17 protein-coding genes are annotated in these 21,820 nt (G+C 69.3%); 5 read left to right on the plus strand and 12 right to left on the minus strand.

What is annotated here, in order from left to right; genetic code table 11:
* Window position 1: 1 nt before the first annotated feature.
* The 8 genes from QF037_RS17435 to QF037_RS17470 all read right to left on the minus strand — a co-directional run bounded on the left by QF037_RS17435 (window position 2) and on the right by QF037_RS17470 (window position 11,808).
* Window positions 2-1,123 carry an ABC transporter ATP-binding protein gene (locus QF037_RS17435; RefSeq protein ID WP_307026285.1) on the minus strand — a complete coding sequence of 374 codons (1,122 nt, stop codon included), beginning with the start codon at window positions 1,121-1,123 and terminating at the stop codon, window positions 2-4.
* 11 nt (window positions 1,124-1,134) lie between these two features.
* On the minus strand, window positions 1,135-2,196 hold the full coding sequence (locus QF037_RS17440; RefSeq protein WP_307026288.1) for an ABC transporter ATP-binding protein: 1,062 nt from the start codon (window positions 2,194-2,196) through the stop codon (window positions 1,135-1,137).
* Between the two features lie 10 nt (window positions 2,197-2,206).
* Window positions 2,207-3,187, minus strand: coding sequence for an ABC transporter permease (locus QF037_RS17445; RefSeq protein WP_307026290.1), 981 nt, complete (start codon window positions 3,185-3,187; stop codon window positions 2,207-2,209).
* An 87-nt stretch (window positions 3,188-3,274) separates the two neighbouring features.
* Window positions 3,275-5,083, minus strand: coding sequence for an ABC transporter substrate-binding protein (locus QF037_RS17450; protein WP_307026292.1), 1,809 nt, complete (start codon window positions 5,081-5,083; stop codon window positions 3,275-3,277).
* A 122-nt stretch (window positions 5,084-5,205) separates the two neighbouring features.
* Window positions 5,206-6,243: an ABC transporter permease gene (locus QF037_RS17455; RefSeq protein WP_307026294.1), complete on the minus strand. Its 1,038-nt coding sequence runs from the start codon at window positions 6,241-6,243 to the stop codon at window positions 5,206-5,208.
* Window positions 6,244-6,885: 642 nt separating this feature from the next.
* Window positions 6,886-8,793 carry a translational GTPase TypA gene (typA, locus tag QF037_RS17460; protein ID WP_307026296.1) on the minus strand — a complete coding sequence of 636 codons (1,908 nt, stop codon included), beginning with the start codon at window positions 8,791-8,793 and terminating at the stop codon, window positions 6,886-6,888.
* 134 nt (window positions 8,794-8,927) lie between these two features.
* Window positions 8,928-9,527: a hypothetical protein gene (locus QF037_RS17465; RefSeq protein ID WP_307026297.1), complete on the minus strand. Its 600-nt coding sequence runs from the start codon at window positions 9,525-9,527 to the stop codon at window positions 8,928-8,930.
* Between the two features lie 88 nt (window positions 9,528-9,615).
* Window positions 9,616-11,808 (minus strand): ABC transporter family substrate-binding protein, encoded by a 2,193-nt coding sequence (locus tag QF037_RS17470; RefSeq protein ID WP_307026299.1) that lies wholly within the window; start codon window positions 11,806-11,808, stop codon window positions 9,616-9,618.
* 283 nt (window positions 11,809-12,091) lie between these two features.
* Here QF037_RS17470 and QF037_RS17475 point away from each other — a divergent pair, with 283 nt between their 5' ends.
* Genes QF037_RS17475 through QF037_RS17490 form a run of 4 tightly spaced genes read left to right on the plus strand, consistent with a single transcriptional unit; the run spans window position 12,092 to window position 15,933 of the window.
* Window positions 12,092-12,382, plus strand: a complete 291-nt coding sequence (locus tag QF037_RS17475; protein ID WP_307026301.1) for a hypothetical protein — start codon at window positions 12,092-12,094, stop codon at window positions 12,380-12,382.
* Window positions 12,383-12,401: 19 nt separating this feature from the next.
* On the plus strand, window positions 12,402-13,223 hold the full coding sequence (locus QF037_RS17480) for a hypothetical protein (protein WP_307026303.1): 822 nt from the start codon (window positions 12,402-12,404) through the stop codon (window positions 13,221-13,223).
* On the plus strand, window positions 13,223-15,166 hold the full coding sequence (locus QF037_RS17485; RefSeq protein ID WP_307026305.1) for a fumarate reductase/succinate dehydrogenase flavoprotein subunit: 1,944 nt from the start codon (window positions 13,223-13,225) through the stop codon (window positions 15,164-15,166). Before QF037_RS17480 ends, QF037_RS17485 begins: the two co-directional genes overlap by 1 nt.
* Window positions 15,163-15,933, plus strand: coding sequence for a succinate dehydrogenase/fumarate reductase iron-sulfur subunit (locus QF037_RS17490; protein WP_307026307.1), 771 nt, complete (start codon window positions 15,163-15,165; stop codon window positions 15,931-15,933). The genes QF037_RS17485 and QF037_RS17490 overlap by 4 nt, the downstream gene beginning before the upstream one ends.
* On the opposite strand, the gene QF037_RS17495 is transcribed toward QF037_RS17490, so the two are convergent.
* The 3 genes from QF037_RS17495 to QF037_RS17505 form a co-directional block, all read right to left on the minus strand.
* A complete protein-coding gene (locus tag QF037_RS17495; RefSeq protein ID WP_307026309.1) occupies window positions 15,914-16,234 on the minus strand; it encodes a hypothetical protein in 321 nt (106 codons plus the stop codon). The genes QF037_RS17490 and QF037_RS17495 overlap by 20 nt on opposite strands.
* Before the next feature lie 5 nt (window positions 16,235-16,239).
* Window positions 16,240-17,229 (minus strand): phosphotransferase family protein, encoded by a 990-nt coding sequence (locus QF037_RS17500; protein WP_307026312.1) that lies wholly within the window; start codon window positions 17,227-17,229, stop codon window positions 16,240-16,242.
* A 118-nt stretch (window positions 17,230-17,347) separates the two neighbouring features.
* The gene (locus QF037_RS17505; protein ID WP_307026314.1) at window positions 17,348-18,091 is read right to left on the minus strand and encodes a hypothetical protein; all 744 of its coding nucleotides are present in this window, start codon (window positions 18,089-18,091) and stop codon (window positions 17,348-17,350) included.
* A 545-nt stretch (window positions 18,092-18,636) separates the two neighbouring features.
* Between QF037_RS17505 and QF037_RS17510 the strand changes: the two genes are divergently transcribed.
* Entirely contained in the window at window positions 18,637-18,888 is a 252-nt protein-coding gene (locus QF037_RS17510; protein WP_307026317.1) for a hypothetical protein, read from the plus strand.
* Window positions 18,889-18,901: 13 nt separating this feature from the next.
* On the opposite strand, the gene QF037_RS17515 is transcribed toward QF037_RS17510, so the two are convergent.
* On the minus strand, window positions 18,902-21,577 hold the full coding sequence (locus QF037_RS17515) for a SpoIIE family protein phosphatase (RefSeq protein ID WP_307026319.1): 2,676 nt from the start codon (window positions 21,575-21,577) through the stop codon (window positions 18,902-18,904).
* Window positions 21,578-21,820: the final 243 nt, after the last annotated feature.

The following is a 21,820-nucleotide window of genomic DNA, read 5'->3' on the forward strand; positions in this document are numbered from 1 at the left end:
CTCAGTCGCCCAGCTCCTCCTCCAGCGCAGCCAACGCGGGATCCAGCACGATGTCCTCCTCGCGCCCCTCGATCGTCGGATCCTCCGGAAAGTGGCACGCCGTCAGATGCCCCTCCCGGTTACCGGAGATCTGGACCAGCGGCGGCTCCTCGGCCGCGCACTTGTCCTGCGCCTTCCAGCACCGCGTACGGAACCGGCACCCGGACGGCGGCGAGATCGGCGACGGCACATCACCGGCAAGGCGGATCCGCTCACGGTCGGGCGCCCCCTCGTCCGACAGGTTCACCTCGGGCACCGCGGACAGCAGCGCGTGGGTGTAGGGGTGGCGAGGCCGGGTGTAGATGGAGTTGCGGTCGCCGACCTCGATGATCTTGCCGAGGTACATGACCGCGACGCGATGCGAGAAGTGCCGTACGACGGCGAGGTCGTGGGCGATGAACAGGAACGCGATGCCCAGCTCCTGCTGGACCTGCTTCAGCAGGTTCACCACCTGCGCCTGGATGGAGACGTCCAGCGCCGACACCGGCTCGTCGGCGACGATCAGCTTCGGCTCCAGGGCCAACGCCCGTGCCACACCGATGCGCTGGCGCTGTCCGCCGGAGAATTCGTGCGGGAAGCGGTTGTAGTGCTCGGGGTTGAGACCGACGATCTCCAGGAGCTCACGGACGCGCTTCTCGCGGCCGCCCTCCGGCTCGATCTCATTGATCTCCATGGGGCCGGAGATGATCTTGCCGACCGTCTGCCTCGGGTTCAGCGAGGAGTACGGATCCTGGAAGATCATCTGGATCTCGGAGCGGATCGGCGCCAGCTCCCTGCGGGACGCGTGCGTGATGTCCTTGCCCCGGTACGAGATCGTGCCGGCCGTCGGCTCCATGAGCCGGGTGATCAGCCGGCCCGTGGTCGACTTGCCGCAGCCCGACTCGCCGACCAGGCCGAAGCTCTCGCCGACGTTCACGGTCAGGTCGATGCCGTCGACGGCCTGCACGGCACCGACCGTGCGGCGGATCGGGAAGCCGCCCTTGACCGGGAAGTGCTTGGTGAGCCCCTCCACGACCAGCAACGGATCTCCGGCCGAGCCGGTGGTGGCCCCTCGCGGGGCGGGGAGGACGAGGTCCTCTTTCATGACGGGTCCTCCTAGCCCAGGCTGGGCTTGATCTCTTCGATGAAGATGGTCCGCTTCTGATCCGCCGTGAGATGACAGGCGGAGGCGCGGTCCGGGGCCAGCAGGGGACGTTCGTCGACGCAGCGGGTGCCGCCGACCCGGTCCTGGAAGGTGCAGCGTGGGTGGAAGCGGCAGCCCGAGGGCGGGTTGAGCAGTGAGGGCGGGGCGCCCGGGATGGGTGCGAGCGGGGCGTCGAGGTCGGAGTCGATGCGCGGCATCGAGTTCAACAGGCCCCAGGTGTAGGGGTGTTGCGGCGAACGCAGCACCTCGTTCGTCGTGCCGCGCTCGATGGCACCGCCCGCGTACATCACCATGATGTCGTCGGCCATGTCGGCGATGACACCGAGGTCGTGCGTGATGAAGACGATCGCCGAACCGAACTCCTGCTGGAGGTCCTTCAGAAGGTCCAGGATCTGCGCCTGGACCGTCACGTCCAGCGCGGTCGTCGGCTCGTCGGCGATCAGCAGGTCCGGGTCGCACACCAGCGCCATCGCGATCATCGCGCGCTGCCGCATACCGCCGGAGAACTGGTGCGGGTAGTCCTTCGCCCGCTCCTTGGGGTTGGGGATGCCGACCTTGCCGAGCATCTCCACGGCACGCGCCCAGGCCACCTTCTTGGAGGCACCGGTGTGCTTCATGAAGGGCTCGGCGATCTGCCGGCCCACCGTGTAGTACGGCGACAGCGCCGTCAGCGGGTCCTGGAAGATCATGGCGACCTTGTTGCCGCGCAGCTTCTCCAGCTCGGACTCGCGGGCGGTGGTCAACTCCTGCCCCTCCAGCAGGATCTCGCCCTCGACGGTGGTGAACTTCGGGTTGTGCAGGCCCAGGATGGTCAGGTTGGTCACGGACTTGCCGGAGCCCGACTCACCGACGATGCCCAGCGTCCTGCCGCGCTCCAGGTCGAAGGAGAGCCCGTCGACGGCCCGGACGATGCCGTCCTCGGTCCTGAAGCTGACGTGCAGGTCCCGCACCGAGAGGAAGGCGCCCGCGTCGGACGGGACGGGCGCCCCGGCCTCCTTGGTCAGAGTGGTCACGACAGAACTCCTAGGACAGCCGCACGCGCGGGTCGATGATGGCGTAGCAGGCGTCGACGACGATGTTGCACAGCAGGATCACGGCGGCCGCGAACAGCATCACCCCGAGCAGCAGCGGCAGATCGCTGAACTGCACCGAGTCCACCGCGAGCCGGCCGAGTCCGGGCAGTCCGAAGGTGTACTCGGTGATGATCGCGCCGCCGAGCAGCGAGCTGAGGTCGATGCCGAGGATGGTGATGATGGGGATGAGGGAACCGCGCCAGGCGTACCGGAAGAAGACGTAGCGGCCGCTCATGCCTTTGGCCTTGGCCGTGCGGACGTGTTCCTCCTGGAGCTGCTCGATCATCGCGGAGCGCGCCATACGGGTGTACTGCGCGGCGAAGATGGTCGACAGGACGACCCAGGGGATCATCAGTCCGGTGAACCAGGCGGCCGGATTGTCGGTGAGGGGGGTGTACTTGGGCTCATCGAAGGCGTGCGTCTGGTACACGAGGATGGCGAGCGCGAGCGGGCCCAGGAAGTAGATCTGCATCGAGCTGAGCGCCATGGAGCCCGCGGTGAACGTCTTGTCGATGAGGGTGCCGCGCTTCCAGGCGGCGAGCAGGCCGGTGCCGAGGCCGACGAACAGGAACACGATCGTGGCGCCGAACGCGAGGGAGAGTGTGAGCGGCAGCCGGTCCAACAGGGTTGTCCAGACTGCCTCGTGGGTGTGGTACGAGTACCCGAAGCACGGGGCGGGGCAGGGCCCTTGCGGGAAGTTGTCGCGACCGGCCACGAGTCCCGACAGGAAGATCCAGAACTGCTCCGGGATCGACTTGTCGAGTCCGAGCGTCTGGTGAATGGTCGCCAGGGCGTCGGGCGTGCACGTCTTGCCGCACATCAGCAGCGCCGGGTCGCGGGGCATGCCGAAGAAGAGCAGGAAGGCGACCACGGTCAGCAGGACCAGGATCACGAGTGAGCCGAGGATCCGGCGGAGGAGGAAGCGCAGCATCTCAGTGGCAGCTTTCGGGCTTCAGGCCTGGCGTCGCCGGTCGCGTCCCGTCACGGGAGGGGGCGCGACCGGCGCCGCTTGGACGGGTTACTTCACGTACAGCCTGCGCGGGTCGACGCCGCCGATGACGTCGTCGTACACAAGGCCGCCGATCTTGGACCCGGCGATCTGGGTCTGCTTGTAGTACGCCGTCGGGATGTTGGAGACGACGTCCTTCACGATGTACTCGTTGATCTTGTTCCAGGCCGCGGCCGCCTTGACCGGGTCGGTGAGGGCTGCGGCCGCGTCGATGTCGGCGTTCACCTTCGGGTCGTTGATGTGCGAGTAGTTGGACGCGCCGTCCTGGATCTGGCGGCCGTCATACAGCGGCGGGATCACGGTGGACGCGCTCGGCCAGTCGGCACCCCACGCGGTGTGGTAGATGTCGTAGTTGTTCTTGACCTTGCTGACCTGGTCGTAGTACGTCTCGGCCGGGATCTCCTGGCGCTGGACGTCGAAGCCGGCCTTCTCCAGGCCCGCCGCCATGGCGGTGGAGTACTGCTGGCCCTCAGGGGTGTTGATGTAGCCGAAGGTCAGCTTCAGACCGACCTTGCCGGCCTTCTCAAGGAGCTGCTTGGCCTTGGCCGGGTCGCCCGCGGGCTTGGCCTTCTTGCCGAAGGGGTCGAACTTCGGGTCGTAGCCGGTCACGGTCGGGCTGATGAGACCGCCGGCGACCTCCATCGCGTCAGTGCCGCCGAAGGCACGCACGAACGGCGTGATCGGCAGGGCGTAGGCGATGGCCTCGCGGACCTCCTTCGACTTCATCTCCGGCTGGGACAGGTTGATGTTCATCTGACCCACGTACGGCTGGTAGCCCGAGACCTGGCGGGACTTCAGCGCCGCGTCGTTCAGGACCTTGGTCAGGTTGCCCGCGTCGACCTGGTTGGTGAAGCTGATCGCGGTCGCGTTGGCGCCCGAGTCGTCGAGGATGGCCTTGGTCGAGTCCTCGAACTGCTTGTTGAACTCGAAGTTGAACGTGTCGACGTACTGGTGGCGGACCGCGTCGGTCTTCGGGTCCCAGTTGGTGTTCTTGACCAGCGTCATCGACTTGCCGGACTTGAACTCGGAGATCTTGTACGGGCCCGAGGTCATCGGGGACTTGTCGTACTTCTCCTTGGTGTCCTTGGCCTCCGACACGATGGAGTAGCCCGCCATGGCGAGCGCGTACGGCAGGTCGGGCTTGGCCGTCTCGAACTTGAAGACGATCGTTTTGTCGTCGGGCGTCTCAAGGACGCTGTCCGGCAGGTGCTTGCCCTTGTACGGACCGTCCGGGAGAAGCTTGCGGTACTCCGCGCCCGGGGTGTTGGCCATCCACTGCTGGATGAACGTCGGGCCGTTGGAGACGAACGGTGCGAAGAGCCGCTCGAAGGTCCGGCGCACGTCCTTGGCGGTGATCGGGGAGCCGTCGGCCCACTTGATCCCGTCCTTGAGCTCGAACTTCCAGGTCTTGCCGCCGTCGGTGGTGGTACCGCTGTCGGTGGCCAGGTCGCCGACGACCTCGTGCTTCTCGCCGTCGTTGCTGGTCGCCTTGTAGCTGGTCAGGCCGCGGTGTATCAGCTGCGACAGGGCCATCTCGTCCGAGACGTAGATCTGTCCGGGGTCGAGGTGCGCGAAGCTGTCGCGCTGCAGCACCGTGATCGTGCCACCCGGCTTGGCGCCGCTGATCTCGGCGGCCGGGCCGGTCGAGGCCTTGGCGTCGCCGAAGGTGATGCCGGACTGCTGCCGCTCGGCGTTCTCCTTGTCCTGCTTGTCGTTGTCACTGCCTTTGCTGCCACCCTCGCTGCAGCCGGTGAGCACGAGAGCCCCCGCCGCGAGCAGTGAGAGCGCGGCGTACGCGCGGCGTCCACCCTTACCCATCACTCAGATTCCACCCATCTTGTGTCACCGGTGTGCCTGTCACCAGTGCGAATTGAAGTGCGGACCGGCATCAGAGGTGCCATCCGGTCGGTGTCGGGCGAGGATTGCCCACAACTCCGCGGTCAGCGCGCCGTCTTGGGATCGAAGGCGTCCCTGACCGAGTCCCCGAGCAGGTTGAACGCCACGATGAAGATGATCATCGAGATGCCCGGGAAGAACATGTAGGTGATGTCGTTCTGCATCACGAGTTCCGTCGACGCCTTGGAGAACATCTGTCCCCAGTCCGGCGTCGGTTCGACGATTCCGACGCCGAGGAAGGAGAGACCGGCCTCGGCGGTCACGAAGTTGGGGAGCATGTACGTCGACTGCACCAGGATCGGCGTGACCACGTTGGGCAGGATCTCCCTGCGGATGATGCGCACCGGAGAGGCCCCGCTGACCTTGGCGGCCTCGATGAACTCCCGTTCTCGCAGGGCGAGTGTGGTGCCGCGCAGGATGCGCCCCAGACTCATCCAGCCCAGGAACCACTGCACCGTGATCAGGGCGACGACCCGGACGTACACCGGGGTCTCGTCGCGCGGGCTCACGAACAGCGAGACCACGACCGGCATGCTCGCGATGAAGAACAGCTGGGACGGGAAGGCGAGGAGGAAGTCGATGACCCGGCTGATCCAGTAGTCCGTCCGGCCGCCGAGATAGCCGGCCGCGACCCCGAGGAGGATGCCGGTCAGCACCGTCGCGACGGTGACCGCCAGCGAGATCATCAGGGAGTTGCGGATGCCGTAGATCAGCTTGGTGAAGACGTCGTAGCCGTTGCCGGGCTCCAGGCCGAACCAGAACTCGCCGCTGATGCCGCCGTTGGGCTGGATCGGGACACCGGCGCTGTCGAAGAGTTCGGGGCGCTCGTCCGCGAACACCGTGTACGGGTCCTTGCCGTACAGCTTGGCGATCAGCGGGGCCGCGAGGCCGACCACGAAGAAGAAGATCACGACGTACGCCGAGATCACTCCGGTGCGGTCGCGCTTGAAGCGGATCCACATCAGCTGACCAGGAGAGCGGCCCTCGAGCTGCTTGGCCTCCTCCGGTTTCGTCTTCGGCGCTTTCTCGCCGTCGACGACGACCGACGTACCGCCGCCCTCGATGTCGATAGGACTTGTCACAGTTCGCCCATTTCACAGGTGTGGGTGTGCCGAACCGGCGACCGGCGCGAGTGCTGCGCGATCGCGGTTCGGATCATGAAGAAGCGTCAGCGGCGACGTACGGCCCACGGGAGAACCCGCAGCCGGACGCGCGTAGTGGTAAGGGCGTGGCCCTTCAGAGCCGATCGCCGTGCGCCGGGGCGCAGTTGCCGGCTACTGCGGACGCTGTGACCCACCTGGTGCTTGTGACACCGCGCATGGGACTCCTCCTCATGACTCCACGTGTTCACCAACAGGAGGGGGTTCATGTCTTTCCTCCGACACCCCTGACGGAAGATCAGACACCCCCTGGTGCTCGAGAGTCGGCGCCGTCCCCACGGCGCGAGACCCATTGACCCGAGCGCTACGCGGCTAACTATCTGCCATGAGCCAACCGGCGACCACTGTCTTTAAATCTCGATTCAGTCACAGCTGACGCGTACATCTTCCGAAATTTGGACAAACCGTCTGGCGGGATAAGGCCGCGAAACGGACGTGTTACATGCGTATCGGGCGAGGATCTCCGCATTACGGACATCGACCGACGTGAACCGACTGAAAATGAGTTGCAAAAAGCCCGGGCACCCCCAAGATGGGGGCACCCGGGCTTCAAGCGACCGATTGTCAGCCGTGCTTGGCGCGGCTCGCGGCGCGGGCGCGCTCGCGGGCGTCCAGGTTCACCTTGCGGATGCGAACGGCCTCCGGGGTGACCTCCACGCACTCGTCGTCGCGGCAGAACTCCAGCGACTGCTCCAGGGAGAGCTTGCGCGGCGGGACGATCGCCTCGAACGAGTCGGCCGAGGACGACCGCATGTTCGTGAGCTTCTTCTCCTTGGTGATGTTCACGTCCATGTCGTCGGAGCGCGAGTTCTCGCCGACGATCATGCCCTCGTACACCTCGGTGCCGGGGTCGGTGAACAGCACACCGCGCTCCTGAAGGTTCGTCATCGCGAAGGCGGTGACGGCACCGGCGCGGTCGGCGACCAGCGAGCCGTTGTTACGGGTCGTCAGGGTGCCGAACCACGGCTCGTGGCCCTCGTGGATGGAGTGGGCGATGCCCGTGCCGCGCGTGCCGGTCAGGAACTCCGTACGGAAGCCGATGAGGCCACGGGAGGGCACGACGAACTCCATGCGCACCCAGCCGGAGCCGTGGTTGGACATGTTGTCCATCCGGCCCTTGCGGACACCCATGAGCTGCGTGACCGCGCCCATGTGCTCCTCGGGCACGTCGATCGTCATGCGCTCGACCGGCTCGTAGACCTTGCCGTCGACCAGCTTGGTGACCACCTGCGGCTTGCCGATCGTCAGCTCGAAGCCCTCACGGCGCATCTGCTCGACCAGGATGGCCAGCGCGAGCTCTCCACGGCCCTGGACCTCCCAGGCGTCCGGGCGCTCGGTGTCGAGCACCCGCAGCGAGACGTTGCCGACCAGCTCGCGGTCCAGACGGTCCTTGACCTGACGGGCCGTGACCTTGCGGTCCTTGACCGCGGCCTTGTTCTCCGCGCCCTTGCCGGTGCCACCGCGGCCGACCAGCGGCGAGGTGTTCGTACCGATGGTCATCGAGATGGCCGGCTCGTCGACCGTGATGAGCGGCAGCGGGATCGGGTTCTCGGGGTCGGCGAGGGTCTCGCCGATCATGATGTCCGGGATACCGGCGACGGCACAGATGTCACCGGGGCCCGCCATCTCGGCGGGCCTGCGGGTGAGCGCCTCGGTCATCAGCAGCTCGGTGATGCGGACGTTGGACATGGTGCCGTCGCGCTTGATCCACGTGACGGTCTGGCCCTTGCGCAGCTCGCCCTGCTCGACGCGGAGCAGCGCGATACGGCCGAGGAAGTTGTCGGCGTCCAGGTTGGTGACGTGCGCCTGGAGCGGGGCCTCGGTGTCGAACTCCGGGGCCGGGACGTGCGACAGGATCGTGGAGAAGAACGGCTCCAGGCTGTCGCTGTCCTGCGGGACCGTGCCGTCCTCGGGCTTGGTCAGCGAGGCCACGCCGTCCCGCGCGCACGCGTAGACGATCGGGAACTCGATCTGGTCCTCGTCGGCGTCGAGGTCGAGGAAGAGGTCGTACGCCTCGTTCACGACCTCGTCGATGCGCGAGTCGGGGCGGTCCGTCTTGTTGATGCACAGGATGACGGGCAGCCGGGCCTGGAGCGCCTTGCGCAGCACGAACCGGGTCTGCGGCAGCGGCCCCTCGGAGGCGTCGACCAGCAGGACCACCGCGTCCACCATCGACAGACCGCGCTCGACCTCGCCACCGAAGTCGGCGTGGCCAGGGGTGTCGATGATGTTGATGGTGATGACGTCCCCCCCGTCCTTGGGGTGGTACTTCACGGCCGTGTTCTTGGCCAGGATCGTGATGCCCTTCTCACGCTCCAGGTCGTTCGAGTCCATCATGCGGTCGTCGAGCGACTCGGCGGCGTGCGCGGCGAAGGCGCCGGCCTGCTTCAGCATGGCGTCGACAAGAGTCGTCTTGCCGTGGTCGACGTGGGCGACGATGGCGACATTGCGGATGTCGTGGCGCGTGGCCATATTGCGGCGTACTCCCGGAGTCTTAGGAAGGGGCGTCGCGTACGTCTGGTGTTACGCGGACCCTGCCGGGCTGTACATGCCACGGCCTCACCCCATGGTACGTGGCGTTGACGGGGGCGGCCTCCGCAGGGGACTCAGGCCCCCTCGACGGCCCGGGATCCGGCCGGGCAGCTCCGCACCGCGGCCTCGTGCGCGGCCGTGTCCTCGCGGGGGTCGTCGGCGCAGGAGAGGAAGCCGATGCCGAGGGTGTCCCAGGTGCGTACGTGCCCTTTGACGGGCTCGCCGCCGTCGCAGGTGTACGTGAAGTCGGCGTCGACCATCTTGAGGGCGTCCCAGGAGTAGTACATGCCCTTTGTGAGTTCCGTCTCCGTCTCGTAGTACGTGTCGTACCGCGTGTCCTCGTCCTGGGAGGGGTCGGCGAGCGGCTTCTCGACCTTCAGGTGTCTGCCCAGCGCGAGGATCACCGCCCCGGCGTTCGTCCCGTCCGGCACGGGGCTCACCGTGGGCTCGTACCGCAGGGTGTCGTAGGACTTGAGCCGGGCCTTGTAGGACGCCGTCCTCTTCTTGATCACGATGGGGTCGGCCAGCCGGATCAGCTTCTCCGTGCGGGTGACACCCGACCACGCGTACGTCCCGTCCGCGCAGGCTCCGGCCCGGTCCTCCGTGTCACCACTGCAGCCCGTCAGCCCCGCCCCGAGGGCCACCAGCGCCGCCCCCGCCACCCACGTACGCATCCCCGTCATCCCTCTCTGTGGCCGTACGACGGCCGCCACCCGCTCGTCGCGGAGTGGCGGCCGATCGTGTGCTGGAGGGAATGATCCCCTACTCGGCTGTGGGGCTCGCCACCGGCCTCGCGCCCTTCTTCAGGAAGCCGATGTCCTCGTAGACCGGGGTCCGGAAGCCGAAGGCCCCCGCGTTCACCACGTTCTTCCTCGCGGCCGTCAGCTGGGGCCGCTGGTACAGCGGGATGGACCCCGCCGCCGCCCAGATGCGGGAGTCGGCCTTGCGGATCAGGCCCCGGCTCTCGCGCTCGTCCAGCGTCGTCATCGCCTGGTCGAAGAGCTGGTCCACCTGGTCGGTGCCGACCCGGGTGTAGTTCTGCTCGACGTTCAGGGAGCCGTCGGCGGCCGGGACGGGCTTGGCGTAGATCGGGCGGCCGTCGGTGGCGGGGAAGGCGGAGGCGGGCCAGGAGTACAGCGCGAGGTCGTACTGGCCCGACGCGATGTGGTCCTTGAAGTAGCTCTCGTCCTTGACCTTGGAGATCTCGGTGCGGATACCGACCTTCCGCAGCATCTCCGAGATCCGGTCGGCCACGGTGCCCAGGGTCTGCGAGCCCGGGCCCGAGGGCAGTACGAAGCGGAGCGTGAGCGGCTTGCCGTCCTTGGCCAGCGCGCCCGCCGCGGTGCCCGCCGGTGCTGCGGTACCCCGCGGGGCGTACGCACCCGGCGCCCCGCCCTGCTTCAGCTTGTTCGTGTACTGCTTGCCGTCCTGTGCGAGGTGCTTGGGGTCCTTCTTCTTCTCCCGGTCGGCCTCGCGGCGCGCCTTGTCGTCCTCGCCGACGATGTACGTGTCGTCGTCGCCGTCCTCCGACTTGTCCCGGGACTTCTCGCCCTCGGCCCCGGCCGCCTTCTCCCCCTTCTTCGTCTCCTCCTTGAGCGGACCGCCCCGCACCCATCCGGCGTCCGTGAGCAGGGCCTGCGCCTCCGCGGTGTCCTGGCCGCCGAGCGCGCCGCTGTTGTCGGCGTACGCGGCCTGGCCGGAGAGCGCGAGGTGGCTGCCGACCGGTTCGGCGGGCAGACCGAGCGGCGTGAGGACCACCGAGGCGAGGGCCTCCCGGTCCAGGGCGCGGGCCACGGCACGGCGTACCCGCTCGTCGGCGAGGGGGCCGTCGGCGCCGTTGAGGGCGAGCTGGGTGTAGGCGGGCTCCAGGGAGCGGCGGACCTCGAAGCCGCGCAGCGCCTGCTGCTGACGGGCGTATGCCGCGGCCGCCGTCCGCTGCTGCTCGCGGGCGCTGATCTCGTCGTCGGCGGCCTCCTCGTCGGAGCCGTTGGCGACGGCCCAGGAGCGCAGGGAGTCGGCGGCGCCGAGGTTGCTGCCGGGGCCCATCAGCGGGGTGCTGCCCGTGCCGCGCTTCGGACCGGCGGCGCCGGTGATCCGCTTGACGGACTCCGGGTCGATCTCGGCCAGGTCGAGCTTGCCGGCGGCCAGTGCGGCGGCGCGCTCTTCGCGCGGCACGGCCCGCAGCACGATCTCGTCCAGCTTGGCGGGGTGGCCCCACCAGCGCGGGTTGCGGTCGAGGGTGACCTCGTCGTCCTTGCGGTCGACCTTCTTGACCCGGTACGGGCCCGCGCTGACCTTGAGCTTCTTGCGCGCCCCGTCGTTGAAGGAGTCCGGGGTGCCCATGACGTCCTTCGGGTACAGCGGCGAGAACAGCGACTTCCAGTCGGCGTACGGCCGCCCGAAGGTGACCTTGACCTCCAGGTCGTTCTTCCCGCGCTCGATCCGCTCGATGCGGTCGTAGCCGGCGTTGCGGGCCGTCCAGTACGCGGTGTCCTTGCCGGACAGGGCACGCCACTGCGCGGCGAAGTCGGCGGCGCCGATCTCCCGGCCGTCGCTCCACACCGCCTGCTGGTTGAGCTTGTACAGCACGACCTGCTTGGGCTCGGTCTCGACGACCTCGGCCTTCTCCAGGTAGTCGGGGTTGACCTGCGGACGCCCGTTGGCGTCGAGCCGGTACATCGAGGGCAGGACGGCCTGGGCGACCCGGGTGGTGGTGCCGTCGGCGTCCGCCTGGAACGTGTTCAGGGTCTCCGGCACGGAGTCCACGGCCCAGCCGAGACTGCCGCCGTCGGCGACCATCGCCCGGGCGACGGGCGCGACGTCCGGCTCGGCGAGCGGCTTGCCGGCCGGATCCTTGGCACTGCAGCCGGCGAGCGCGGGCACGGCCAGCGCACCCGCGGTGAGGAAGGCGACCGAGCGCATGACCGCGCGCAGGCCGACGCCGTCGTGGGACATGCCACATACCTCCGGGGGTGCACCGCCGGTTTGGATCACGTTTGGCGGTATATGGAGTTGATCAGATGTATGCGGCCACTGAAGAGGAAAGGGTTCGGCAGAGGGCGGCGACACGGCCGAGGCGGCGCCGAAGCCCACCCATGCGGCGCAATCCAGGGCGTACAGGGGGCGCGCACGGAGGCTCACGATCCGCCAATCCGTGCACGTCCCTTCACACCGGCAGGTGTGACGCGCAACACTCGCAGGCGCACATGAACGTTGCCGCCCTAAGTGAGGTCACGTCATGGCCCTGCACGACGAACTGACATCGGCACAGCGCTGCCTCGACGAGCTGCTCCGGTATGTGAAACGCCTGGAACAGCAGTTGGGCAGCGGTGGTCTCGAGATGCGCCGCGTCCGCATGGACGCCGACCGTCTCCGCGAGAGCCTCGCGCTGCTGAGGGACGCCGACCCGGCGCTAGCGAAAGCCAAGCGCCCCGATCTGGTCTCCATCCCCGACACCCCGTACGACAACACCCTCTGGACGGACTCGGACGACGAGGGACTCGGCGCCCGCGACCGCCACGCCCCCTGAACCCGACCGGAGTCATGCGTTGGCCACTGGTACGGAACCCCATCTGAACAGCGGCGGTGTACGAACGGGTACGCGCGCCGCGATCGACGCCCCGCATCTGCGGACCGACCGCTGGTGGCTGGCGCCCGCCGCCACCACGGCCGGGCTGCTCGCGTTCATCGTCTACTCGACGTGGCGGGCCTTCGCCGACACGGACTACTACACGGCGCCGTATGTGTCGCCGTTCTACTCGCCCTGCCTGGCCGAACGATGCGAGCCGATGCGCAACGGCCCCAACTGGGAGATCTTCGGCGGCTGGTGGGGCATCTCCCCCGCCGTCATCATCCTGATCTTCCCGCTCGGCTTCCGCCTGACCTGCTACTACTACCGCAAGGCCTACTACCGCGGCTTCTGGGCGTCCCCACCGGCCTGCGCGGTGGCCGAACCGCACAAGAAGTACTCCGGCGAGACCCGCTTCCCGCTGATCCTCCAGAACCTCCACCGGTACTTCTTCTACGCCGCGATCGCCGTCGCCGGGATCCTCACCTACGACACCGTGCTCGCCTTCCGCGACGAGCACTACGCGTGGGGCCACATGGGCCTCGGCACTCTGGTGTTCCTGGTCAACATCGTGCTGATCTGGGCGTACACCCTCTCCTGCCACTCCTGCCGGCACATCGTCGGCGGCAAGCTCAAGCACTTCTCCAAACACCCCGTGCGCTACCGGGCCTGGCAGTTCATCGGAAAACTGAATGCCCGTCACATGGCCCTGGCCTGGGCGTCATTGGTGAGCGTGGCACTCGCCGACTTCTACGTGTTCCTGGTCGCCTCAGGCGCTTTCGATGATCCGAGGTTCTTCTGATGTCCGTGGTCGATCGCCAGGAGTGGGACGTCGTCGTGGTCGGTGCGGGGGGCGCGGGCCTCCGCGCCGCCATCGAGGCACGCGAGCGGGGTGCCCGTACGGCCGTCATCTGCAAGTCCCTCTTCGGCAAGGCGCACACCGTCATGGCCGAGGGCGGCATCGCGGCGGCGATGGCCAACGCCAACGAGCACGACAACTGGCAGGTCCACTTCCGCGACACCCTGCGCGGCGGCAAGTTCCTCAACCAGTGGCGGATGGCCGAACTGCACGCGCAGGAGGCCCCCGACCGGGTGTGGGAGCTGGAGACCTGGGGTGCCCTCTTCGACCGCACCAAGGACGGCCGGATATCCCAGCGCAACTTCGGCGGCCACGAGTACCCGCGCCTCGCCCACGTCGGCGACCGCACGGGGCTCGAACTGATCCGGACCCTCCAGCAGAAGATCGTCTCGCTCCAGCAGCAGGACAAGAAGGAGACCGGCGACTACGAATCCCGTCTGAAGGTCTTCCAGGAGTGCACGGTCACCCGCGTCCTCAAGGACGGCAACCGGGTCTCCGGAGTCTTCGCCTACGAGCGGGAATCCGGCCGTTTCTTCGTCCTGCAGGCCCCGTCCGTGGTCATCGCGACGGGCGGCATCGGCAAGTCCTTCAAGGTGACGTCGAACTCGTGGGAGTACACCGGCGACGGCCACGCGCTGGCGCTGCTGGCGGGAGCGCCCCTGCTGAACATGGAGTTCGTGCAGTTCCACCCGACGGGCATGGTCTGGCCGCCGTCGGTGAAGGGCATCCTCGTCACGGAGTCCGTCCGCGGTGACGGCGGCGTGCTGCGCAACTCCGAGGGCAAGCGGTTCATGTTCGACTACGTCCCGGACGTCTTCAAGGAGAAGTACGCCGAGTCGGAGGCCGAGGGCGACCGCTGGTACGAGGACCCGGACAACAACCGGCGTCCCCCCGAACTCCTCCCCCGCGACGAGGTCGCCAGGGCCATCAACTCCGAGGTGAAGGCGGGCCGCGGCTCCCCGCACGGCGGGGTCTTCCTGGACGTGTCGACGCGGATGCCCGCCGAGGTCATCAAGCGCCGGCTGCCGTCCATGTACCACCAGTTCAAGGAGCTGGCGGACGTCGACATCACCGCGGAGGCGATGGAGGTCGGGCCCACCTGTCACTACGTGATGGGCGGCATCGCGGTCGAGTCCGACACGGCCGCCGCACGCGGGGTGCCGGGGCTGTACGCGGCCGGCGAGGTCGCGGGCGGCATGCACGGCTCGAACCGGCTCGGCGGCAACTCCCTGTCCGATCTGCTGGTGTTCGGCCGCAGGGCGGGCCGGCACGCGGCCGAGTACGCGGCGGCCCAGGCGTTCGAACGCCCCGCGGTGGACGAGCTCCAGGTCGACGCGGCGGCCGCGGAGGCGCTGCGCCCCTACTCGGCGGAGTACCCGGAGACCGGCGCGCAGGACGCACGTCCGCCGGAGAACCCGTACACCCTCCACCAGGAACTCCAGCAGGCCATGAACGACCTCGTCGGCATCATCCGCCGCGAGCCCGAGATGAAGCAGGCCCTGGAGAAGCTCGCCGAGTTGCGGGTACGGGCCCGGCGGGCCGGCGTCGAGGGCCACCGCCAGTTCAACCCCGGCTGGCACCTCGCCCTGGACCTCAGGAACATGCTGCTGGTCAGCGAGTGCGTGGCACGGGCCGCGCTGGAGCGCACGGAGTCGCGCGGCGGCCACACCCGCGAGGACCATCCGACGATGGACCGCAAGTGGCGCCGTATCAACCTGCTGTGCCGGCTCACCGATCCCACCGGCGGACTGGCGGCCACGGACCCGGTCCGCGGCCAGATCGAGCTCACCCGTGAGACCACCGACCCCATCCGTTCCGACCTGCTCGCCCTCTTCGACAAGGAGGAGCTGGTCAAGTACCTCGCCGAAGAGGAGCTGTACGAGTGAGCAGCTACAAGGCCCGCTTCAAGGTGTGGCGCGGCGATGTGAAGGGCGGCGGCCTGGAGGACTTCGCGGTCGAGGTCAACGACGGTGAAGTGGTCCTGGACATCATCCACCGCCTCCAGGCCACCCAGGCCCCCGACCTCGCCGTCCGCTGGAACTGCAAGGCGGGCAAGTGCGGTTCGTGCTCGGCGGAGATCAACGGCCGGCCGCGACTGCTGTGCATGACCCGGATGTCGGTCTTCACCCGGGAGGAGACGATCACCGTCACTCCCCTGCGTGCCTTCCCGGTCGTCCGCGACCTGGTCACGGACGTCGGCTTCAACTACGAGAAGGCGCGCGAGGTCCCGGCGTTCGTGCCGCCGGCGGATCTGGGTCCCGGCGAGTACCGGATGATGCAGGAGGACGTGGACCGTTCGCAGGAGTTCCGCAAGTGCATCGAGTGCTTCCTGTGCCAGGACACCTGCCATGTGGTCCGTGATCACGAGGAGAACAAACCGGCGTTCGCCGGGCCCCGCTTCCTGATGCGGGTCGCCGAGCTGGACATGCATCCGCTGGACGCGGCGGAGGAGAGCGGCCTGGACCGCAAGAAGACGGCTCAGGACGACCACGGTCTCGGCTACTGCAACATCACCAAGTGCTGCACGGAGGTCTGTCCCGAGGGCATCAAGATCACGGACAACGCGCTCATCCCGCTGAAGGAGCGGGCGGTGGACCGCAAGTACGACCCGCTGGTGTGGCTGGGGTCGAAGATCAGGAGGAGGCCCTCGTAGCTCCGGCGCCCGCCGGGAACCGGGCCCGGCGCTGCACGTACAGGCCGAGCATGGCCACGGCCGCGCCGGTGAGCGCGAACGGGAAGAAGCCGGGGTGACGCGACGCGTCGAGCGGGCCCAGGAAGAGGAACGCGCCCGTCCCGGCCTGGTTCAGCAGCGTGCCGTATCCCCAGACCCTGGGCCGGAGTATCTTCGCGCTTCCCCGGACCGGGAGCAGCCAGCCCTTGGTGACGGCGGCCGTACCGATCGACAGGCCGGTGGTGATCACCACGGCGCCCACGATCCCCAGTACCTCGTTCATACCGATCATGCTTCCACGAGTTCCAGCACACGCAAGAGATTTGACTCGGCGATGGCCCGCAGGAAACCAGGGTTTGGGAAGTCACCGTCCAGGAGCCGGAGCGGGCCCGCGACCAGGGACAGGTGCATGACGAGCCGGTAGAGGCGCAGCCGGTCCTCGTCCAGGCCGGGGACGCGCAGCGCGTCGTAGCGCGGCCCGAAGCGGATCCGCAGGAAGACGTGCTCCCACTCCACGTCGAAGTACATGAGCCCTTCGATGTCGATGAGGGCGGGACGGCCGTCGCTGTCGAGCAGGACGTGGTCGGGGCCGAGTTCACCGTGGATCAGGGTGTGGCGGGCGCGCGGGCGGACGGCGGCGGCCAACTCCCCGATCCTGGCCGTCAGCCGGTCCGCCACGGCGGCGATCCGGGTATCGCGTACGGCGGTGGCGGCGATGTCGCGCAGCGCGCCCTCGGTGATCCGCCGCGCGCAGGAACCCGCCCCCGAGTCACCGCCGTTGTCGACGATCACGACCTTCCCGAAGTCCCGGCCCTCGTGCGCGTGCAGGAGCGCGAGCTCGTCGGCCAGCCGCTCCAGGGAGGCGCGCGCCGCGACCGGGTCCCTCTCCAGGGCCTCCTCCAGGCTGCCGCCCGTGATGTCCTCCATGATCGCCACGTCCGCGGGCACGTGGGTGTGCGTGGCGTCCGCGTGCAGGAGACGGGGTGTGCGGACGCCGGCCGCGACGAGGCGGTCGTGCGCGGCCGTGAACACGTCCAGACTCGAACCCGCCGAGAAGGGGTCGCGCAGGTCGGAGGGGCCGGAGTCCCAGTAGTCCTCGTCGGCCGACCAGACGTAGGCGACCGCCGTGCTCCCGTCGTCGAGGGCGAGCCGGTAGACGCCCTTCTTGGAGCCGCCGCGCAGCCGGGTCACGGCGGCCAGGGTTCGGTGGGGGCCCAGGGCGGTGTGGGCGAGCGGTGCGAGGTCGTCGCGCGTGAGGAACTTCCGGGTCGCGGTCATCCGGCAGATCGTCGCAGCCGTGCGGGGCGGACCGCCTCGGTTTTTCTCACGGCACCCCACCCCTGCCCCACCCCGGTCGCGCCGCCGCATTCCTGCTCATACGCTCCGAAATGTGACGTCATCCTTGTTCCGGGGCCGGCCGCGGCGCGCGACCTCGCACATATCCGTGCGGGTGGCGCACACCCTGCTGGGCGGGCTGGCCGGGGTGGTGTGGCTGGTGCTGCCGGGGATGGCGTTCGACGACGGTGCCGCGGTCGCGGGGCCCCGGGCGGGGACCGCGCAGCAGGTGCAGGCTCAGGAGGACGGGTCCTCGGCCGCCGATCTCGTCCTTCCGCTCCTCGCGGTGGGTGCCGCGGGTGCGGTCGCGGGATACACCTACGTACGGCGTACGCGGCGGGCCCGGACCCGCACGACTCCCGGCGGCGTCCTCGCCGCCCCATGGACACCGTCCGCCGGTGAACTCGACGCACAGGCTCAGGCCCTGCTCGTCACGGCCGACGACTGCGTCCGCACCAGCCGTGCGGAACTCGGCTTCGTCGAGGCACTGTTCGGAAAGAGTGCCGTGGCGCCCTTCACGGCGGCCCTGCGGGACGCGGAGGGCGAGCTGAGGGCCGCCTTCCGCATACGGCAGCAGTACGACGACGGCGTACCGAAGGAGCCCGCGGCCCGGCGGCACGCGCTCGCCGGGATCGTCGGACGGTGCGAGGAGGCCGGACGGCGGCTGGACGCGGAGGCGGCCGGGTTCGACCAGTTGCGGGCGCTGGAGAAGGGCCTGGGCGAGGCCCTGGAGATCGCCGAGGGCCGCTTCCGGACGCTGGCCGGGCGCACCGGGACCGTCGAGGCGCTCCTCGCCGACTGGCACGAGCGGTACGCCCCCTCGGCCACCGCCCCCGTCACCGGCCACACCGAACAGGCCAAGGACCGCCTGGTGTTCGCCACCGTCCGCCTCAACCAGTCCCGCCAGTGCGCCGACCGCGCGGAGACCGAGAAGGCCGCCCTGCACCTCTGTGCCGCCGAGGGCGCGATCGCCCAGGCCGCCGTCTTCCTGGACGGCGTCGAACGGCTCGGCGCGGCCCTGACGAACGCCGAGGCCCTGCTACCGGCGGCACTGACCGGCGCGGAGGCGGAACTCGCGAGGGCACGGGAACGGCCGGCCGGTGCGCCCGCCGGTGAGCTGCGGGCCCGGATCCTGCATGCCGACGGTGCCCTGGCCGTCGTACGGGAGGAACGGACCACCGGACCGTACGACCCCCTCGGCGCCCTGCGCCGGATCGTGCGGTCGGCCGGCCCGCTGACGACGGAGCCGACGGCCGGGGTGCTGGGGGGGCGGCCGCCCTGCTGGTCGGCCGTACCGCGACAGCCGCCGCGGACGATGTCGTCGCGACCCACCGGGGCGCGGTGGGCGCGGTGGCCCGCACCCGGCTGGCGGAGGCGGCACGAGTGCTCACCGACGACCCGGCAGCCGCGGACGAGTACGCCACGGAGGCCCGCGACCTCGCCGAACAGGACGTACGGGTGCACGGCAATCCGGCGACGGAGCACGAGAGCGGTGTCGCGGGGGCGATCCTGGGCGGGGTACTGCTGGACGCCGAGACGCCCACGACCTTCGGCGGCCCCCGGACGCGAGCACGCGGGATGGGCGCGAACACGCCCTCCTAGGGGCAGGGCGAACTCAGAACAAGCTGAGCAAGGCTTCCGCGGGGTCCGCCAACCCCGTCTCCCCGTCCGGCAGCGGCAGCTCGAACCACACCGTCTTGCCGCGAGGCGTCCGGCGCGACCCCCACGCCGCACTCAGCAGCCCGACCAGCTGCAACCCCCGCCCGCCTTCGTCCGTGTCCCGCGCCCGCCGCCGCCGCGGCTGCACCAGCCCGGAGTCCCACACCTCGCACACCAGGGTCCGGTCCAGCAGCAAGCGCAATCTGATCTCCCCCTCGCCGTACCGCAGGGCGTTCGTCACCAGCTCGCTGACCAGCAGCTCCGTCGTGTCGACCAGCGGCTCCAGATCCCACGCCAGCAACCGCGTACGGGCGTACTCCCGCGCCCGGCCCACACTCCGCGGTTCCCGCGGCAGCGTCCAGTCGCCCACGGAGTCCTCGGGCAGGCCCTGGACACGTGCCATCAGCAGCGCGATGTCGTCCTCGCCGTGGTGGGAGTCGAGGGTGTTGAGGACGTGGTCGCAGACGTCCTCCAGCGGCTGGGCGGGATCCGTCAGCGCGCCCACGAAGGCCTGGAGCCCCTCGTCGAGGGGGTGATCGCGGCTTTCGACCAGTCCATCCGTGTAGAGCGCCAACAGCGCGCCTTCGGGCAGTTCGACCTCCACCTCCTCGAAGGGCTCGCCCCCGACGCCGAGCGGCATGCCCGGCGGCACGTCGAGCATGAGGGCGGCCTCGCCGGGCTCCACGAGGACCGGCGGCAGATGACCCGCGTTGGCGAAGGTGCAGCGGCGGGTCACGGAGTCGTAGACCGCGTAGACACAGGTCGCCAGGTACACCTCGGACAGGTCCGCCTCACGGGGCCGACGGGCCGCGCGGGTGGCCTGCTGGACGCCGCCCGGCGCACCGAGACCGCGCGCGATCTCGTCCAGCGCGCTGAGCACTTCGGCCGGTTCGAGGTCCAGCAACGCCAGTGTCCGTACGGCGGAGCGCAGTTCACCCATCGCGACCGCCGCCCGCAGTCCGCGGCCCATCACGTCGCCGACCACCAACGCCGTACGGTGACCGGGCAGTTCGATGACGTCGAACCAGTCGCCGCCGACCTCGCTGGGCCGGTCGGAGGAGGAGTTGCCCGGCAGATAGCGACAGGCGATGTCGAGGCCGGAGGCGACCGGGTCGCCCGGGGGCAGCAGGGACCGCTGCAGTATCAACGCCCGCTCGTGCTCCCGCCGGTACAGCCGCGCGTTGTCGATACAGACCGCCGCCCGCGCCGCCAGCTCCACCGCCAGATCCCGGTCCCGGTCCCCGAACGGCTCGCTGCCCTTGGTACGGGCGAACTGCGCCAGTCCTACGACCGTGTCGTGGGCGACCATCGGCACGGCGAGCGTGGACTGCACCAGGCCGCCCTCCTCGGCCGGGATGAACAGCGGGCGGGCGGTGCGCAGGGCGTCCGCGCAGGGCGAGTTGAACGGGAAGTGGTGGACGGCGCCGACCGAGGCGGGCGGGCCCGAGCTGATGAAGGGGGTGTCGGAGACGGCGCTGGCGAAGGCGACGCGGCGGAGTTCCGCGCTGCCGTCGGCGAGTCCCGGCGGGGTCTCGTCGCCCGCCAGGAGGCCTTGGTAGAGGTCGACGGTGGCCAGGTCGCAGAAGCCGGGGACGACGACGTCCAGGAGTTCGCGGGCCGTGGTCTCCAGGTCGAGGGAGTTGCCTATCCGGGCGCCGGCCTCGTTCAGAAGGGCGAGATTGCGCCGCGCCGCGGCCGCTTCCCGGGCTGCCGCGCGGCGGGCCGTGATGTCGGTCGCGAGCCAGGCGATGCCGATGGGGCGGCCGGAGCCGCTGCGCACGCGGTAGAGGTTGACCGACCAGTGGCGGCGCTCGTCGGAGCCGGGCAGGAAGCCGGTGACGTGCATGTCCGTGATGGATTCGCCGGTCTCCAGGACGCGGCGCAGGGTGGCCGCCACCCGCTCGGCCTCGGGGCGGGGCAGGTAGTCGCCGACCCCCTTGCCACGGTGGTCGTCCGGGGTACCGCCGAAGAGGGAGGCGAAGCGGTGGTTGGCGCGCCGGACCCGCAGATCGGGGTCGATCAGCAGAAAGCCGAAGGGAGATTGGCCGAATATCGACTGCGAGGCGGCAAGGTCGGTCTCGATCCGACGCAGGGTGCGGACGTCCACGACGATACAGACGGCGGCCCGCTCACCCTCCGCGGTCTGCGTCGGCATGACGTAGACCTCTGCCAGCCCCTCCTCGCCCGCCTCCCGGTCGGCCGACTCCGGCACCCGGAAGGGGACCACCCCGGTCCACTCGCGCCCGTCGAGGATCTCGGCCATCTTGCGCTGACCGACCTCGCGCCGGTCGGCGTCGATGAACGCCTCGATGGGGTCCATGCCGACGGCCCGGTCGGCGGGGATCCCGAAGAGCTGCTCGGCGCGCACACTCCACTGGTCCACGAGGCCGTCGGGGCCGATGGAGAAGGACGCGACCTTGATGTAGTCGTAGATGGAGCCGGGCGGGCTGCTCTGCCACATCGCGTCGCCCCGCAGGACGCCAGCGACTCCGCCGGGTCCACCGGCGGATTCCAGGCCTGTCCCGCCCGTGGCACCACGCGTCACGTCCGCCTCGGTGTCACCCGCGACCTCCGACCTCGCGCCGTCCGACGGGTCCTCGGACTCCGTGGCCTTCGCTGGTATCTCGCTCACGCGAACCGTCCCCTCCAGCTCACCGCGTCCGGCACCGGTCACCGGCAGCGGCTGCCCGCAGTATCCAGCACTACGGCGCCGCACAACACGGTGTTCACGATCACAGCACGGTCCCAGCGTTTTTTGGACCGCACCGCGACAACACTTCCAGTCTTCTAACCAGCCAACACACTGTCGAACCACCCACTCCGGCAACCGTCAGTGGCCTGAACCAGTCGCTGGACAGCACCGGCGGGGTCGTAC

This window comes from Streptomyces canus (assembly GCF_030815415.1).
GTDB classification, from domain to species: Bacteria; Actinomycetota; Actinomycetes; order Streptomycetales; family Streptomycetaceae; genus Streptomyces; species Streptomyces canus_F.